We start from the raw sequence: 14,986 nt of genomic DNA, 5'->3' as shown, positions 1-14,986 counted from the left end.
TGTGTGATATGCATCCTGCATACCTCGGAGAGTTTGATCCTGGCTCAGGACGAACGCTGGCGGCGTGCCTAATACATGCAAGTCGAGCGGACAGAAGGGAGCTTGCTCCCGGATGTTAGCGGCGGACGGGTGAGTAACACGTGGGTAACCTGCCTGTAAGACTGGGATAACTCCGGGAAACCGGAGCTAATACCGGATAGTTCCTTGAACCGCATGGTTCAAGGATGAAAGACGGTTTCGGCTGTCACTTACAGATGGACCCGCGGCGCATTAGCTAGTTGGTGAGGTAACGGCTCACCAAGGCGACGATGCGTAGCCGACCTGAGAGGGTGATCGGCCACACTGGGACTGAGACACGGCCCAGACTCCTACGGGAGGCAGCAGTAGGGAATCTTCCGCAATGGACGAAAGTCTGACGGAGCAACGCCGCGTGAGTGATGAAGGTTTTCGGATCGTAAAGCTCTGTTGTTAGGGAAGAACAAGTGCAAGAGTAACTGCTTGCACCTTGACGGTACCTAACCAGAAAGCCACGGCTAACTACGTGCCAGCAGCCGCGGTAATACGTAGGTGGCAAGCGTTGTCCGGAATTATTGGGCGTAAAGGGCTCGCAGGCGGTTTCTTAAGTCTGATGTGAAAGCCCCCGGCTCAACCGGGGAGGGTCATTGGAAACTGGGAAACTTGAGTGCAGAAGAGGAGAGTGGAATTCCACGTGTAGCGGTGAAATGCGTAGAGATGTGGAGGAACACCAGTGGCGAAGGCGACTCTCTGGTCTGTAACTGACGCTGAGGAGCGAAAGCGTGGGGAGCGAACAGGATTAGATACCCTGGTAGTCCACGCCGTAAACGATGAGTGCTAAGTGTTAGGGGGTTTCCGCCCCTTAGTGCTGCAGCTAACGCATTAAGCACTCCGCCTGGGGAGTACGGTCGCAAGACTGAAACTCAAAGGAATTGACGGGGGCCCGCACAAGCGGTGGAGCATGTGGTTTAATTCGAAGCAACGCGAAGAACCTTACCAGGTCTTGACATCCTCTGACAACCCTAGAGATAGGGCTTTCCCTTCGGGGACAGAGTGACAGGTGGTGCATGGTTGTCGTCAGCTCGTGTCGTGAGATGTTGGGTTAAGTCCCGCAACGAGCGCAACCCTTGATCTTAGTTGCCAGCATTCAGTTGGGCACTCTAAGGTGACTGCCGGTGACAAACCGGAGGAAGGTGGGGATGACGTCAAATCATCATGCCCCTTATGACCTGGGCTACACACGTGCTACAATGGACAGAACAAAGGGCTGCGAGACCGCAAGGTTTAGCCAATCCCACAAATCTGTTCTCAGTTCGGATCGCAGTCTGCAACTCGACTGCGTGAAGCTGGAATCGCTAGTAATCGCGGATCAGCATGCCGCGGTGAATACGTTCCCGGGCCTTGTACACACCGCCCGTCACACCACGAGAGTTTGCAACACCCGAAGTCGGTGAGGTAACCTTTATGGAGCCAGCCGCCGAAGGTGGGGCAGATGATTGGGGTGAAGTCGTAACAAGGTAGCCGTATCGGAAGGTGCGGCTGGATCACCTCCTTTCTAAGGATATATGGAGCAGCGTACGTTTTTCGTCTTGTTTAGTTTTGAAGGATCATTCCTTCAAACATGTCTCTAGCGAGACAGGATTGTTCTTTGAAAACTAGATAACAATAAGTAATACATTCACATTGAATGCAATGCAAAGTTCATCACACATAGTGATTCTTTCTAAAGTAAGAAATGGTTAAGTTAGAAAGGGCGCACGGTGGATGCCTTGGCACTAGGAGCCGATGAAGGACGGGACGAACACCGATATGCTTCGGGGAGCTGTAAGCAAGCTTTGATCCGGAGATTTCCGAATGGGGAAACCCACTGCTCGTAATGGAGTAGTATCCATACTTGAATACATAGAGTATGAGAAGGCATACCCGGGGAACTGAAACATCTAAGTACCCGGAGGAAGAGAAAGCAAATGCGATTCCCTGAGTAGCGGCGAGCGAAACGGGAACAGCCCAAACCAAGAGGCTTGCCTCTTGGGGTTGTAGGACACTCTATACGGAGTTACAAAGGAACGATATAAGCGAAGAGGTCTGGAAAGGCCCGCCAAAGAAGGTAACAGCCCTGTAACTGAAATGTTGTTCTCTCCAGAGTGGATCCTGAGTACGGCGGAACACGTGAAATTCCGTCGGAATCCGGGAGGACCATCTCCCAAGGCTAAATACTCCCTAGTGACCGATAGTGAACCAGTACCGTGAGGGAAAGGTGAAAAGCACCCCGGAAGGGGAGTGAAATAGATCCTGAAACCGTGTGCCTACAAGTAGTCAGAGCCCGTTAACGGGTGATGGCGTGCCTTTTGTAGAATGAACCGGCGAGTTACGATCCCGTGCAAGGTTAAGCAGAAGATGCGGAGCCGCAGCGAAAGCGAGTCTGAATAGGGCGCATGAGTACGTGGTCGTAGACCCGAAACCAGGTGATCTACCCATGTCCAGGGTGAAGTTCAGGTAACACTGAATGGAGGCCCGAACCCACGCACGTTGAAAAGTGCGGGGATGAGGTGTGGGTAGGGGTGAAATGCCAATCGAACCTGGAGATAGCTGGTTCTCTCCGAAATAGCTTTAGGGCTAGCCTCAAGGTAAGAGTCTCGGAGGTAGAGCACTGATTGGACTAGGGGCCCCTACCGGGTTACCGAATTCAGTCAAACTCCGAATGCCGATGACTTATCCTTGGGAGTCAGACTGCGAGTGATAAGATCCGTAGTCGAAAGGGAAACAGCCCAGACCGCCAGCTAAGGTCCCAAAGTATACGTTAAGTGGAAAAGGATGTGGAGTTGCTTAGACAACCAGGATGTTGGCTTAGAAGCAGCCACCATTTAAAGAGTGCGTAATAGCTCACTGGTCGAGTGACTCTGCGCCGAAAATGTACCGGGGCTAAACGTATCACCGAAGCTGCGGACTGTTCTTACGAACAGTGGTAGGAGAGCGTTCTAAGTGCAGTGAAGTCAGACCGGAAGGACTGGTGGAGCGCTTAGAAGTGAGAATGCCGGTATGAGTAGCGAAAGACGGGTGAGAATCCCGTCCACCGAATGCCTAAGGTTTCCTGAGGAAGGCTCGTCCGCTCAGGGTTAGTCGGGACCTAAGCCGAGGCCGAAAGGCGTAGGCGATGGACAACAGGTTGATATTCCTGTACCACCTCCTCACCATTTGAGCAATGGGGGGACGCAGGAGGATAGGGTAAGCGCGGTATTGGATATCCGCGTCCAAGCAGTTAGGCTGGGAAATAGGCAAATCCGTTTCCCGTGAAGGCTGAGCTGTGATGGCGAGCGAAATTTAGTAGCGAAGTTCCTGATTCCACACTGCCAAGAAAAGCCTCTAGCGAGGTGAGAGGTGCCCGTACCGCAAACCGACACAGGTAGGCGAGGAGAGAATCCTAAGGTGATCGAGAGAACTCTCGTTAAGGAACTCGGCAAAATGACCCCGTAACTTCGGGAGAAGGGGTGCTTCTTAGGGTGTTAAAGCCCCGAGAAGCCGCAGTGAATAGGCCCAGGCGACTGTTTAGCAAAAACACAGGTCTCTGCGAAGCCGTAAGGCGAAGTATAGGGGCTGACGCCTGCCCGGTGCTGGAAGGTTAAGAGGAGCGCTTAGCGTAAGCGAAGGTGCGAATTGAAGCCCCAGTAAACGGCGGCCGTAACTATAACGGTCCTAAGGTAGCGAAATTCCTTGTCGGGTAAGTTCCGACCCGCACGAAAGGCGCAACGATCTGGGCACTGTCTCAACGAGAGACTCGGTGAAATTATAGTACCTGTGAAGATGCAGGTTACCCGCGACAGGACGGAAAGACCCCGTGGAGCTTTACTGCAGCCTGATATTGAATGTTGGTACAGCTTGTACAGGATAGGTAGGAGCCTTGGAAACCGGAGCGCTAGCTTCGGTGGAGGCATCGGTGGGATACTACCCTGGCTGTATTGACCTTCTAACCCGCTGCCCTTATCGGGCAGGGAGACAGTGTCAGGTGGGCAGTTTGACTGGGGCGGTCGCCTCCTAAAATGTAACGGAGGCGCCCAAAGGTTCCCTCAGAATGGTTGGAAATCATTCGCAGAGTGTAAAGGCACAAGGGAGCTTGACTGCGAGACCTACAAGTCGAGCAGGGACGAAAGTCGGGCTTAGTGATCCGGTGGTTCCGCATGGAAGGGCCATCGCTCAACGGATAAAAGCTACCCCGGGGATAACAGGCTTATCTCCCCCAAGAGTCCACATCGACGGGGAGGTTTGGCACCTCGATGTCGGCTCATCGCATCCTGGGGCTGTAGTCGGTCCCAAGGGTTGGGCTGTTCGCCCATTAAAGCGGTACGCGAGCTGGGTTCAGAACGTCGTGAGACAGTTCGGTCCCTATCCGTCGCGGGCGCAGGAAATTTGAGAGGAGCTGTCCTTAGTACGAGAGGACCGGGATGGACGCACCGCTGGTGTACCAGTTGTTCTGCCAAGGGCATCGCTGGGTAGCTATGTGCGGACGGGATAAGTGCTGAAAGCATCTAAGCATGAAGCCCCCCTCAAGATGAGATTTCCCATTCCGCAAGGAAGTAAGATCCCTGAAAGATGATCAGGTTGATAGGTCTGAGGTGGAAGCGTGGTGACACGTGGAGCTGACAGATACTAATAGATCGAGGACTTAACCTATATTCTAATGTGAAAAATGAACATTGTTATCTAGTTTTGAGAGAACATTCTCTCCATCAGGTTTGGTGGCGATAGCGAAGAGGTCACACCCGTTCCCATACCGAACACGGAAGTTAAGCTCTTCAGCGCCGATGGTAGTTGGGGGTTTCCCCCTGTGAGAGTAGGACGCCGCCAAGCTTATCAAAGGATCAGTTCCAATCGGAACTGGTCTTTTTTGTGCTGTTTGAAAGAAGATCACCTTGATACATATGTGGTATAAATCAGGTTGTTTTAATTCACTATAAGCGTGGAGATGCTCTAAATCAACGTGAAAGTCTGTGAAGCATGTTCACTTTTAAGTATGGAGAAAAGTAATAGAGAGAAAGAATAGCAGGTGTATAGATGCCTGATACAAATTCATTCATATAAATGGAGTTGTATCAGGCTATTTTATTGAATTCAAAACATTCATTGCGTTTAACAGTTGAAATAAAGAAATATCTATATCATTAAAGTATAAAAATTGAAAGGCTGCTGATATTTTTAAAGGATTTACTCGTTTTTAAAGAGAATATAGAGAAGAGAAATACAGCTGTTAATCGTTGAATTGAAGCTGTTTTGACTGGTAACATCAACATCATCTGTTAAAAGAAATACGTCATGAAAAATGAAATAAAATTTTTTTAATATAGCCTTTACAAATGAGTGAAACCTGTATATAATAATCTTTGTCGGATCGAGAGATTCCTACATAGTGGAGGATTAGCTCAGCTGGGAGAGCATCTGCCTTACAAGCAGAGGGTCGGCGGTTCGAGCCCGTCATCCTCCACCATATTTATTCTTACATAATGTTAGGATAGATAAAGCCGGTGTAGCTCAACTGGTAGAGCAACTGACTTGTAATCAGTAGGTTGGGGGTTCAAGTCCTCTTGCCGGCACCACTTTCATATGGTAAGATAGACAAGTCGCTTTAAAAGCGAGCCATTAGCTCAGTTGGTAGAGCATCTGACTTTTAATCAGAGGGTCGAAGGTTCGAGTCCTTCATGGCTCACCATTTTCATGCGGGTGTGGCGGAATTGGCAGACGCGCTAGACTTAGGATCTAGTGTCTTTATGACGTGGGGGTTCAAGTCCCTTCACCCGCATTGCCAAACAACATAAAGAAATCCTGTAATGCGGAAGTAGTTCAGTGGTAGAACACCACCTTGCCAAGGTGGGGGTCGCGGGTTCGAATCCCGTCTTCCGCTTATACCATCCACGCCGGGGTGGTGGAATTGGCAGACACACAGGACTTAAAATCCTGCGGTAGGTGACTACCGTGCCGGTTCAAGTCCGGCCCTCGGCATTATAAAATAAGCGCCCGTAGCTCAATTGGATAGAGCGTTTGACTACGGATCAAAAGGTTAGGGGTTCGACTCCTCTCGGGCGCGCCATTAAGATCGGGAAGTAGCTCAGCTTGGTAGAGCACTTGGTTTGGGACCAAGGGGTCGCAGGTTCGAATCCTGTCTTCCCGACCATCTTTTATGGGGCCTTAGCTCAGCTGGGAGAGCGCCTGCCTTGCACGCAGGAGGTCAGCGGTTCGATCCCGCTAGGCTCCACTTTTTAAAAGATTATTTTATATCATGGCGGTGTAGCTCAGCTGGCTAGAGCGTACGGTTCATACCCGTGAGGTCGGGGGTTCGATCCCCTCCGCCGCTATAAAGGACCTTTAGCTCAGTTGGTTAGAGCAGACGGCTCATAACCGTCCGGTCGTAGGTTCGAGTCCTACAAGGTCCACCATCTATACGGAGGAATACCCAAGTCCGGCTGAAGGGATCGGTCTTGAAAACCGACAGGGGTGTCAAAGCCCGCGGGGGTTCGAATCCCTCTTCCTCCGCCATATTTTTAAAAAATGATATCATCGCGGGGTGGAGCAGTTCGGTAGCTCGTCGGGCTCATAACCCGAAGGTCGCAGGTTCAAATCCTGCCCCCGCAACCAAATTTTTTCTCTATTGGTCCGGTAGTTCAGTTGGTTAGAATGCCTGCCTGTCACGCAGGAGGTCGCGGGTTCGAGTCCCGTCCGGACCGCCATTTTCAAATGAATACATGGCTCGGTAGCTCAGTTGGTAGAGCAACGGACTGAAAATCCGTGTGTCGGCGGTTCGATTCCGTCCCGAGCCACTTTTACAAATAAATATCAGTATGGCGGTTGTGGCGAAGTGGTTAACGCACCAGATTGTGGCTCTGGCACTCGTGGGTTCGATTCCCATCAATCGCCCCATACATATTTTTGCGGGTGTAGTTTAGTGGTAAAACCTCAGCCTTCCAAGCTGATGTCGTGGGTTCGATTCCCATCACCCGCTCCATTTGCATATCGTTCATGGGCCTGTAGCTCAGCTGGTTAGAGCGCACGCCTGATAAGCGTGAGGTCGGTGGTTCGAGTCCACTCAGGCCCACCATGACTTTCCGCAGTAGCTCAGTGGTAGAGCTATCGGCTGTTAACCGATCGGTCGTAGGTTCGAATCCTACCTGCGGAGCCAAATGGAGAAGTACTCAAGTGGCTGAAGAGGCGCCCCTGCTAAGGGTGTAGGTCGCGCAAGCGGCGCGAGGGTTCAAATCCCTCCTTCTCCGCCATTTTTCTGGCCCGTTGGTCAAGCGGTTAAGACACCGCCCTTTCACGGCGGTAACACGGGTTCGAATCCCGTACGGGTCATTTTTAGAGGTCTAATAAAGACCTCTTTTTTATTTTCCACAAAACGAAAGACCGCCATCACAGCGGTCTTTTTTACATATTCATGGAATAGATCGTATAAGACAAGTATGTCGCAAAGAATCCCCATAAAACATAAGGAATTAATAAAATTGGGACAACTTTGCTTAGTTTACGCGAGACGATGACAAGTGCGAGTGCTGTCAGTGCTACAAGCAGGCAGTCGATCGTAGCTGCAAATAGATCTTTTTGTGTAAATTGAAAAAAGCTAAAGGCTTGATTGAATACATAATTTAAAAGAAACAGAATCCAAAATGGTAATGTGATTTTTTGAAAACCATACTTTGCATAAATGATGGCGGCAGATAACGAAATGAGGGCGAATAAGACAGCCCAGACCGCACCGATGACACCACCACTAGGTGTCCATTCAGGTTTATTTAGTGCGTCATACCATTCTCTGTCGATAGGGAACAGGAACCCTGCAATAGAAAATAATGCGTATGTAATAAAGAAGACGATAACCGCCCAAATGATACTTTTTTTAGCCATCCAGAAATCTCCTCCCAATCAATTCACTCTTCAACTTATTTCCCAATTATTACATGATATAAACATCAAGCCCCCAATATGTGGGGACTAATGATTTTTTTTAGTATAAGGATCTTCTTCGTAAGGCTTCAAGTCACCAAACACTGTCATGACGCCTTCTTCATCTAATGCTTCTTCATAAGCTTCGTGTGCTTTATTTGGATAGACCTTGCTTGCTTTTCCTTCAATATCAGCAGCTGCAAACCCTTCATAGTCTTCCACATAATCTTCATCTTCTGATTGTGTATACACATCATCGTATGTCAATGGAGGAAATTCCATATCGGATGGGGTATCAGAGTTTCCATAGCGTTCTACATCTTGGTAGGCATCTTCTCCATCATATGCAGCACTTTCTTCATTTTCAAATTGCCCTGAGGGCGGACTTAATAAGTCCTCTTCAATGGGACGGTTTTGTGAAACGGTCTGTTCTTTTGAATGCTCTGTGCATGTGACGGCGGTGGGAAGGGCTTCTAAGCGTTCTTTAGGAATAGGGGCTTTACACACTTTACACAAACCATAAGAGCCGTCTGCCATTGCTTGGAGTGCTTCATTGATATCGGAAAGATGCTCATGTTCCAAACTGTTTAAGGCAATGTCTTTTCCGCGTTCGAATAGTTCTGTCCCTTGGTCGCCAGGGTGGTTATCATAGGCTGACAGTTCGCCCACTGAATCATAAGGAAATGATACTTTCTGTTCATCATCATGGCTTTTGGCTTCAATTTCTTGTTTTTCATCGAGAAGTCGCTGCTTCAACTGATGTAATTCGTTTTTAGACAACAAAGCGATCACCCTTTCATATCAAACATATTGTTAGTATGAGCAAATTTTTATGTAAGACTTGTGCCAATTTGAAGCAATTCTTCAATAAAAAACGCCTGCGGCTGCAGGCGTTTCGTGTTATGGGAGATAATATTGTAAGATCAATGCGATCGTTAACAGGAAACCAAAAAACGTATTGGTTTGTGCTGTCGACTTCATGGCATTCATTAATTCAATTGGTTTTTCTTTTTGCTTAAATTCTTTAATGGCTGTAAAAGCTTTTGGCACACTGAGTAAGACAAGAAGACTCCAAAGACCCACGATATCCATAAAGATATAAACAAAAATGAGTACATATGAGATCACAAACATGGAAAGTAGGATGTTGACTGCCGCTTTACGTCCAGCTAGGATAGCAAGTGTCTTTCGTCCATTCTCTTTATCACCGTCTAAATCACGGATATTGTTCGACAGTAAGATGGCACCAACTAAAATAGAGATGGGTATTGAAATGAGCACAGCTTTTGATGTCAATGTTCCTGTTTGGATATAGAAACTAATTAAAATGATGCCTAGTCCCATAAAAGCACCTGATACAAGTTCTCCAAATGGTGTATAAGCAATTGGTACAGGGCCACCGGTATAAAAATAGCCTGCCGCCATACAAATTAGTCCTATGAGTGCAATCCACCAGCTAGACATCATGCAAATATAGATCCCAAGTAATAAAGAAAGCGCGAATAAGGCATAAGCGAGGCCTAAAACTGTTTTTGGTTTTACACCGTTTCTCACGATCGCTCCGCCGATACCGACAGATTTCTCATTGTCCAATCCGCGGACATAATCAAAGTACTCATTAAACATGTTCGTTGCAATTTGGATAAACATCGATGCAAATAGCATAGCTAAAAATAGCCCAACATGTATTTGACCACTCGGAAGTGCTAGGACAGTTCCTAAAGTAACGGGAATAAATGCCGCTGTTAATGTATGCGGTCGTAGTAAATTCCACCAAATCCGCCAGTTTTTATCAGGCTTAATTGGTGAAAGCTGATCTGATATCGATTGATGCTGCATAGAATATACTCCTTTAAATAAAAAAATACGTACACGTCCAAATTCCAGTTTAGCAAAGTTCAAAAAGGTGTCAATATATTGATGCGATGAAACAAGAAAAAGATGTTTGCTAATCGTTCCCATCTAGAGAGAAAGCTTGATCTTCGAACAGGTCTTACCATTTTTTAAGGGATGTTCTCATTTCAATAACCGGGAGCGAAAAAATCTTGAAAGCGTGATATAATAAGGATTCGAGGTTTTAAAAGCTGTTTTCTTTACTAAGTTCATCTGTTAAGGTTTATAATAGAAAAGCAGGTCATTCGACATACTCGAATGTTCATGTATTTTTTTACATGATGGTTTTATTTTTATATGTTATTTCATGGATTTTGGAGGAATGTATCATGGTGACAACAGTGCAAAGTACTTTCCGGCAGGAAGCGCTTGCGACATTAGAAGAAGCGAATAACGTCAACCATGCTGTTTTGATAAGCTACTCCAGAAGAGTTGACGATCTGGATCCTCTTGCCTTTTTCCAAAGCGGCGAAGCGGATTTTTTAGGCGAGCGGTTTTTTTGGTCTGATCCAGAAAGCCAAATGATATTTTCTGGACTTGGCAGAGCGGCCGTGATTAAATCATCAGAGCAAGGCAAAGAACGATTCAATATCGTCCATCAAGAATGGGAGCAGCTGAAACAGCATATGTTCCATTTTCATGATGAGAAGGAGTTAAAGCAAGCGGCAGTTGGTCCGCTTTTATTTGGAGGATTTTCATTTGATCCATATGAAGAGAAGGCGCGTCACTGGGAAGCATTTGGCGAGGCTCATTTTTTTGTGCCATCGATGATGCTGACTGTTTCAAAAGAAGGCACGTTTCTAACGATCAATGAATGGAACGAGGTGGACGGGAATGTTCATCAGCTCATTCAAGAGTTAGAACAGAAAGCTTCTAATTTTGATGCATTGCCTGTCAGAAATCATGGACAAGCTGAGCTTGTTCATATGGAAGAGTTAGATGTCCAGGAATGGATGAAAGCAATCCATGAAGCGACAGAACACATTCGTGTGAACGAATATGAAAAGGTTGTTTTAGCAAGAGAAGTCTTGCTTCACTATAAAAATCAAATAGAACTCGCTCCACTATTAGCAGAATTACTAAAACATCAAACAACGAGTTATGTATTTGCTATAGAGCAGGGAAGACAAGCATTTGTCGGGGCGACGCCTGAACGTTTAGTGAAAAAAAGCGGTGGTGAAGTCTTTTCATCGTGTTTGGCAGGTTCCATTGTACGTGGTCAAAATGAAGTAGAAGATCAGGCACTAGGTGAGGAACTGCTTCATGATGAGAAAAATTTGATTGAACATCAAATTGTCGTGAATATGATTGAGCAGGCATTTGAAGCAAACTGCCATCATGTGCATAAGCCAAATCAACCAAGTCTTTATAAAACGAAAAACATTCAGCATTTATTTACACCCATTGTGGGAGAAATTAAAAGCAGCTGTTCACTCTTTTCATTAATTGAACAGCTTCATCCAACACCAGCGCTTGGAGGATATCCTAAGGAAAAAGCGGTAGAGGTGATTCGTGAAATCGAACCGTTGAAACGCGGTTGGTATGCGGCGCCAGTGGGATGGATTGATTCTAAGGACAATGGAGAATTTGCTGTCGCCATTCGATCAGGTCTTATTGAGGAAGACCAAGTTCGTTTGTTTGCTGGATGTGGAATTGTAGAGGATTCCCTTGCAAAACAAGAGTATGAAGAAACGCAAGTGAAATTAAGACCAATGCTGTCTGCTCTTGGAGGTCGTCCTATTGAATAATCAAATCATGACAAGATATATTGGCAGATTAATGGATGAATTTGTGCAAAGTGGTGTGAAGGAGGCAGTTGTTTGTCCTGGCTCCCGTTCAACACCGCTTGCGATGCTCGCTCTTGCTCATCAAGAAATCAATGTCCATGTGTTAGTGGATGAACGGTCTGCTGCTTTTTATGCACTGGGTCTTGCGAAAGCGAGCCAAACACCAGTGCTACTCATTTGTACATCAGGTACGGCAGCAGCTAACTTTTACCCAGCTGTTGTCGAGGCACATTATTCTCGGGTACCATTGATTGTTTTAACTGCTGATCGGCCGCACGAATTGAGGGAGGTTGGGGCACCTCAAGCGATTGATCAGCAATTCTTATTCGGTAAGTTTGTTAAATGGTTCACAGACTTAGCCTTGCCAGAAGAAAGCCAAACGATGCTGCGGTATGTCCAAACTACTGCTGCTAGGGCAAGTCATGTGTCTATGCAGGAGCCAAAGGGACCAGTTCAGGTGAATGTGCCGCTGAGAGAACCATTGCTACCTGACTTGTCTATTGATCCTTTTGATAGAGAAGAAGGAGTTGCGAACAAAGTTTTAGCAGCAGGTCAAGCTCGTCCGGATGATCGGGTTATGTCAGAATTAGTGTCTATCATGAACAAAGCGGCAAAAGGAATCATTGTTGCTGGTGAACTTCACTCGCCGGAAGAGCAGGCGTCAGTGTTACGTCTTGCAAAAGCTTTGCATCTGCCTATTTTAGCTGACCCGCTTTCTCTTTTGCGAAATGGACATGAAAGTGAAGAATACATCATAGATGCATACGATTCTTTGTTAAAAGATGAGGCATTGCAGCAGCATCTCTTGCCTGAAATGGTCATTCGTTTTGGACCGATGCCTGTGTCTAAGCCATTATTTAAGTGGCTAGAAAAGCATGCGGAAGTGAAGCAGATTGTCGTCGATGCTGCGGGTGGTTATCGAGATCCTGGTTTAAGCGCATCATACATGATTGAAAGTCATGTAGCCTCTTTTGTAGAAGAAGTCTTGATGAGAGCGGAAAAGCGTCAGGATACATCTTATTTACGACGCTGGCAGAGTGTCAATTCTTCATTTAGAATGCATGTAAATCAATACAATGATGAGGACCTGACATTTGAGGGAAATGTCTATCGTCAGCTGCAGCACCTTTTGCCAAAAGAGAGTGTGCTCTTTATCGGAAATAGTATGCCTATTCGAGATGTCGATACCTTTTTTGAAACGCAGTCAAAACCGTTTCGGATGATGGCGAATCGCGGAACAAATGGTATTGATGGTGTTGTGTCCACAGCTCTTGGAACATATGCAGCCTTGAAACAACCCATCACTTTAGTCATCGGCGATTTATCTTTTTACCATGATATGAACGGTCTTCTTGCAGCTAAGCTAATGGACATTCCGCTCACGGTTGTGTTGTTAAACAATGATGGTGGAGGAATCTTTTCTTTCCTTCCGCAGGCATCCGATGAACCGTATTATGAAAAGCTCTTTGGTACGCCGACTGGGTTGAATTTTGAGTATGCATCAAAGCTATATGGGGGAACCTATTCGAAGCCAACAACGAAAGAAGAGTTAAAAGATGTGTACTTGGCGCATATCCAAGAACCAGGGCTTCATTTAATTGAGATTGAAACTGACCGGCATTCTCGCGTGGGCAAACATCGCCAAATGATGGACGAGATATTGAGGGAAGTGAAAAAAGAATGCCTTCACTCATAATACGAATGCACGATGGAGTGGCGTATGAGGTGATAGACTATAATCCATCTGCTGAAAATGCCACGTTATGTTTACATGGCTTTACAGGGAGTGCAGCTTCTTGGGCTTTTTTGAATACTTATACAGAAAAACATACGAGATTGATTCAGGTCAGCTTGCTTGGACATGGCCGCACAGACTCACCAAAGAGTATAAGAAGATATGCAATGTCCCAACAGCTGGCAGATCTTGCTGAGATTTTAGATCAATTAAAGCTTCACAAAGTGAACATTCTCGGATATTCTATGGGAGGGCGTATTGCTTTATCATTTGCCTCCCGTTATCCAGAACGTGTAAACAAACTGATTCTTGAGAGTACATCTCCAGGGCTGAACTCTTTTAAAGAGCGGATGGAGAGGCTGAATCATGATCATCAGCTAGCTCAAAAGATCAGACATGAAGGATTAGCGCAGTTTGTGGATTTTTGGGAGAACATTCCGCTGTTTGCTTCGCAGAAATCCTTGCCAGCGGACAGGCTAACGCAACTGAGAGAGGGAAGGCTAAAAGCCGATCCTAACGGGCTGGCTCGGAGCTTAGAAGGTATAGGAACCGGTTCACAGCCGTCTATGTGGCAAGCATTAAAGCAGATAAAACAGCCTGTTTTACTCATTTGCGGAACACTTGATAAAAAGTTTTGTCACATCGCCAAACGTATGCAGCAGGCGCTTGAATACAGTCAATTCACAGTAGCAGAGCATGCCGGGCATACAGTTCATGTGGAACAACCACATTTTTTTGGTAAAATAGTAAGTGAGTTTATTTTATCGCAAGATTAGAGGAGGAAATATTGATGGCTATTGAATGGCAAACTGAGCGTCAGTATGACGAAATTTTATATGAAACATATAATGGGATTGCAAAAATCACCATTAACCGTCCGCACGTACATAATGCTTTTACACCAAAGACCGTAAGTGAATTAATTGATGCATTCTCACGTGCTCGTGATAATTCAGAAGTTGGTGTCATTGTCCTTGCAGGTGCTGGAGGTAAAGCATTCTGTTCTGGTGGAGACCAAAAAGTACGCGGGCATGGCGGCTATGTAGGAGACGATCAAATTCCACGTCTAAACGTCCTAGACTTACAGCGTTTAATTCGTGTCATTCCAAAACCAGTTATTGCGATGGTTGCGGGCTATGCGATTGGCGGCGGGCATGTGCTTCATGTCGTGTGTGACCTTACCATTGCAGCAGACAATGCGATTTTTGGACAAACAGGACCAAAAGTGGGCAGCTTTGATGCTGGTTATGGATCTGGCTATCTTGCACGTATTGTGGGTCATAAGAAAGCAAGAGAAATCTGGTACTTATGCCGTCAATACAATGCACAAGAAGCGCTTGATATGGGACTTGTCAACACAGTTGTACCATTAGAGCAGCTGGAAGAAGAAACAGTGAAGTGGTGTGAGGACATGCTAGAAAAGAGCCCGACTGCTTTACGATTCTTGAAAGCTGCATTTAATGCGGACACAGATGGATTAGCTGGTATTCAGCAATTTGCAGGAGATGCGACCCTTCTTTATTACACAACAGATGAAGCAAAAGAAGGACGCGATTCCTTTAAGGAAAAACGGAAGCCAGACTTCGGTCAGTTCCCTCGTTTCCCTTGATTCAATGATATGGATGAAAAC

General features: G+C 46.4%; 7 protein-coding genes, 21 tRNA genes and 3 rRNA genes. 28 read left to right on the top strand and 3 right to left on the bottom strand.

The window, feature by feature from the left end; genetic code table 11:
• Positions 1 to 21 precede the first annotated feature (21 nt).
• The 24 genes from MHB38_RS14565 (at position 22) to MHB38_RS14450 (ending at position 7,353) form a co-directional block, all read left to right on the top strand.
• Positions 22 to 1,570 (top strand): 16S ribosomal RNA (locus MHB38_RS14565).
• A gap of 182 nt (positions 1,571 to 1,752) precedes the next feature.
• Positions 1,753 to 4,683, top strand: a 23S ribosomal RNA gene (locus MHB38_RS14560).
• Between the two features lie 61 nt (positions 4,684 to 4,744).
• Positions 4,745 to 4,860 (top strand): 5S ribosomal RNA (gene rrf / locus MHB38_RS14555).
• Together the 16S, 23S and 5S rRNA genes form the textbook arrangement of a ribosomal RNA operon.
• Positions 4,861 to 5,418: 558 nt before the next feature.
• Positions 5,419 to 5,494, top strand: a tRNA-Val gene (locus MHB38_RS14550).
• A gap of 33 nt (positions 5,495 to 5,527) precedes the next feature.
• Positions 5,528 to 5,603, top strand: a tRNA-Thr gene (locus tag MHB38_RS14545).
• 37 nt (positions 5,604 to 5,640) lie between these two features.
• Positions 5,641 to 5,716 (top strand) — tRNA-Lys (locus MHB38_RS14540).
• 7 nt (positions 5,717 to 5,723) lie between these two features.
• Positions 5,724 to 5,806 (top strand) — tRNA-Leu (locus MHB38_RS14535).
• 30 nt (positions 5,807 to 5,836) lie between these two features.
• Positions 5,837 to 5,908 (top strand) — tRNA-Gly (locus MHB38_RS14530).
• A gap of 12 nt (positions 5,909 to 5,920) precedes the next feature.
• Positions 5,921 to 6,006, top strand: a tRNA-Leu gene (locus MHB38_RS14525).
• Between the two features lie 11 nt (positions 6,007 to 6,017).
• Positions 6,018 to 6,094, top strand: a tRNA-Arg gene (locus MHB38_RS14520).
• A 7-nt stretch (positions 6,095 to 6,101) separates the two neighbouring features.
• Positions 6,102 to 6,178: transfer RNA gene (locus tag MHB38_RS14515), tRNA-Pro, on the top strand.
• Between the two features lie 8 nt (positions 6,179 to 6,186).
• A tRNA-Ala gene (locus MHB38_RS14510) sits at positions 6,187 to 6,259 on the top strand.
• Between the two features lie 26 nt (positions 6,260 to 6,285).
• A tRNA-Met gene (locus MHB38_RS14505) sits at positions 6,286 to 6,359 on the top strand.
• Positions 6,360 to 6,363: 4 nt separating this feature from the next.
• Positions 6,364 to 6,440: transfer RNA gene (locus tag MHB38_RS14500), tRNA-Ile, on the top strand.
• A gap of 7 nt (positions 6,441 to 6,447) precedes the next feature.
• Positions 6,448 to 6,540 (top strand) — tRNA-Ser (locus MHB38_RS14495).
• Between the two features lie 22 nt (positions 6,541 to 6,562).
• A tRNA-Met gene (locus tag MHB38_RS14490) sits at positions 6,563 to 6,639 on the top strand.
• 15 nt (positions 6,640 to 6,654) lie between these two features.
• A tRNA-Asp gene (locus MHB38_RS14485) sits at positions 6,655 to 6,731 on the top strand.
• A gap of 17 nt (positions 6,732 to 6,748) precedes the next feature.
• Positions 6,749 to 6,821: transfer RNA gene (locus MHB38_RS14480), tRNA-Phe, on the top strand.
• A gap of 24 nt (positions 6,822 to 6,845) precedes the next feature.
• A tRNA-His gene (locus MHB38_RS14475) sits at positions 6,846 to 6,921 on the top strand.
• Between the two features lie 11 nt (positions 6,922 to 6,932).
• A tRNA-Gly gene (locus MHB38_RS14470) sits at positions 6,933 to 7,006 on the top strand.
• Positions 7,007 to 7,022: 16 nt separating this feature from the next.
• Positions 7,023 to 7,099 (top strand) — tRNA-Ile (locus MHB38_RS14465).
• Between the two features lie 6 nt (positions 7,100 to 7,105).
• Positions 7,106 to 7,180, top strand: a tRNA-Asn gene (locus MHB38_RS14460).
• A gap of 3 nt (positions 7,181 to 7,183) precedes the next feature.
• Positions 7,184 to 7,274, top strand: a tRNA-Ser gene (locus MHB38_RS14455).
• A 7-nt stretch (positions 7,275 to 7,281) separates the two neighbouring features.
• Positions 7,282 to 7,353, top strand: a tRNA-Glu gene (locus tag MHB38_RS14450).
• Between the two features lie 72 nt (positions 7,354 to 7,425).
• Here the strand turns inward: MHB38_RS14450 and MHB38_RS14445 are convergent.
• From MHB38_RS14445 to MHB38_RS14435, 3 genes are all read right to left on the bottom strand, one after another.
• Complete coding sequence (locus tag MHB38_RS14445; RefSeq protein WP_041506519.1) at positions 7,426 to 7,902, bottom strand: TspO/MBR family protein; 477 nt, start codon at positions 7,900 to 7,902, stop codon at positions 7,426 to 7,428.
• A gap of 87 nt (positions 7,903 to 7,989) precedes the next feature.
• On the bottom strand, positions 7,990 to 8,724 hold the full coding sequence (locus MHB38_RS14440) for a TraR/DksA C4-type zinc finger protein (RefSeq protein WP_060832581.1): 735 nt from the start codon (positions 8,722 to 8,724) through the stop codon (positions 7,990 to 7,992).
• 117 nt (positions 8,725 to 8,841) lie between these two features.
• Entirely contained in the window at positions 8,842 to 9,780 is a 939-nt protein-coding gene (locus MHB38_RS14435) for a 1,4-dihydroxy-2-naphthoate polyprenyltransferase (RefSeq protein ID WP_202734267.1), read from the bottom strand.
• Between the two features lie 383 nt (positions 9,781 to 10,163).
• Between MHB38_RS14435 and MHB38_RS14430 the strand changes: the two genes are divergently transcribed.
• The 4 genes from MHB38_RS14430 to menB are packed head-to-tail and all read left to right on the top strand — an operon-like array spanning position 10,164 to position 14,965.
• Complete coding sequence (locus tag MHB38_RS14430; protein ID WP_039168306.1) at positions 10,164 to 11,582, top strand: isochorismate synthase; 1,419 nt, start codon at positions 10,164 to 10,166, stop codon at positions 11,580 to 11,582.
• On the top strand, positions 11,575 to 13,317 hold the full coding sequence (menD, locus tag MHB38_RS14425; protein ID WP_203085309.1) for a 2-succinyl-5-enolpyruvyl-6-hydroxy-3-cyclohexene-1-carboxylic-acid synthase: 1,743 nt from the start codon (positions 11,575 to 11,577) through the stop codon (positions 13,315 to 13,317). Before MHB38_RS14430 ends, menD begins: the two co-directional genes overlap by 8 nt.
• Positions 13,302 to 14,132 (top strand): 2-succinyl-6-hydroxy-2,4-cyclohexadiene-1-carboxylate synthase, encoded by an 831-nt coding sequence (gene menH / locus MHB38_RS14420; protein WP_212047014.1) that lies wholly within the window; start codon positions 13,302 to 13,304, stop codon positions 14,130 to 14,132. The genes menD and menH overlap by 16 nt, the downstream gene beginning before the upstream one ends.
• A gap of 14 nt (positions 14,133 to 14,146) precedes the next feature.
• Positions 14,147 to 14,965, top strand: a complete 819-nt coding sequence (menB, locus tag MHB38_RS14415; protein ID WP_039168312.1) for a 1,4-dihydroxy-2-naphthoyl-CoA synthase — start codon at positions 14,147 to 14,149, stop codon at positions 14,963 to 14,965.
• The last annotated feature ends 21 nt before the right edge of the window (positions 14,966 to 14,986 follow it).

This window comes from Bacillus sp. FSL K6-3176 (genome assembly GCF_038003325.1).
Taxonomy (GTDB): Bacteria; Bacillota; Bacilli; order Bacillales; family Bacillaceae; genus Bacillus; species Bacillus altitudinis.
Note: the sequence above shows the minus strand (reverse complement) of the source record. Positions and strands in the feature narration are given on the sequence as shown.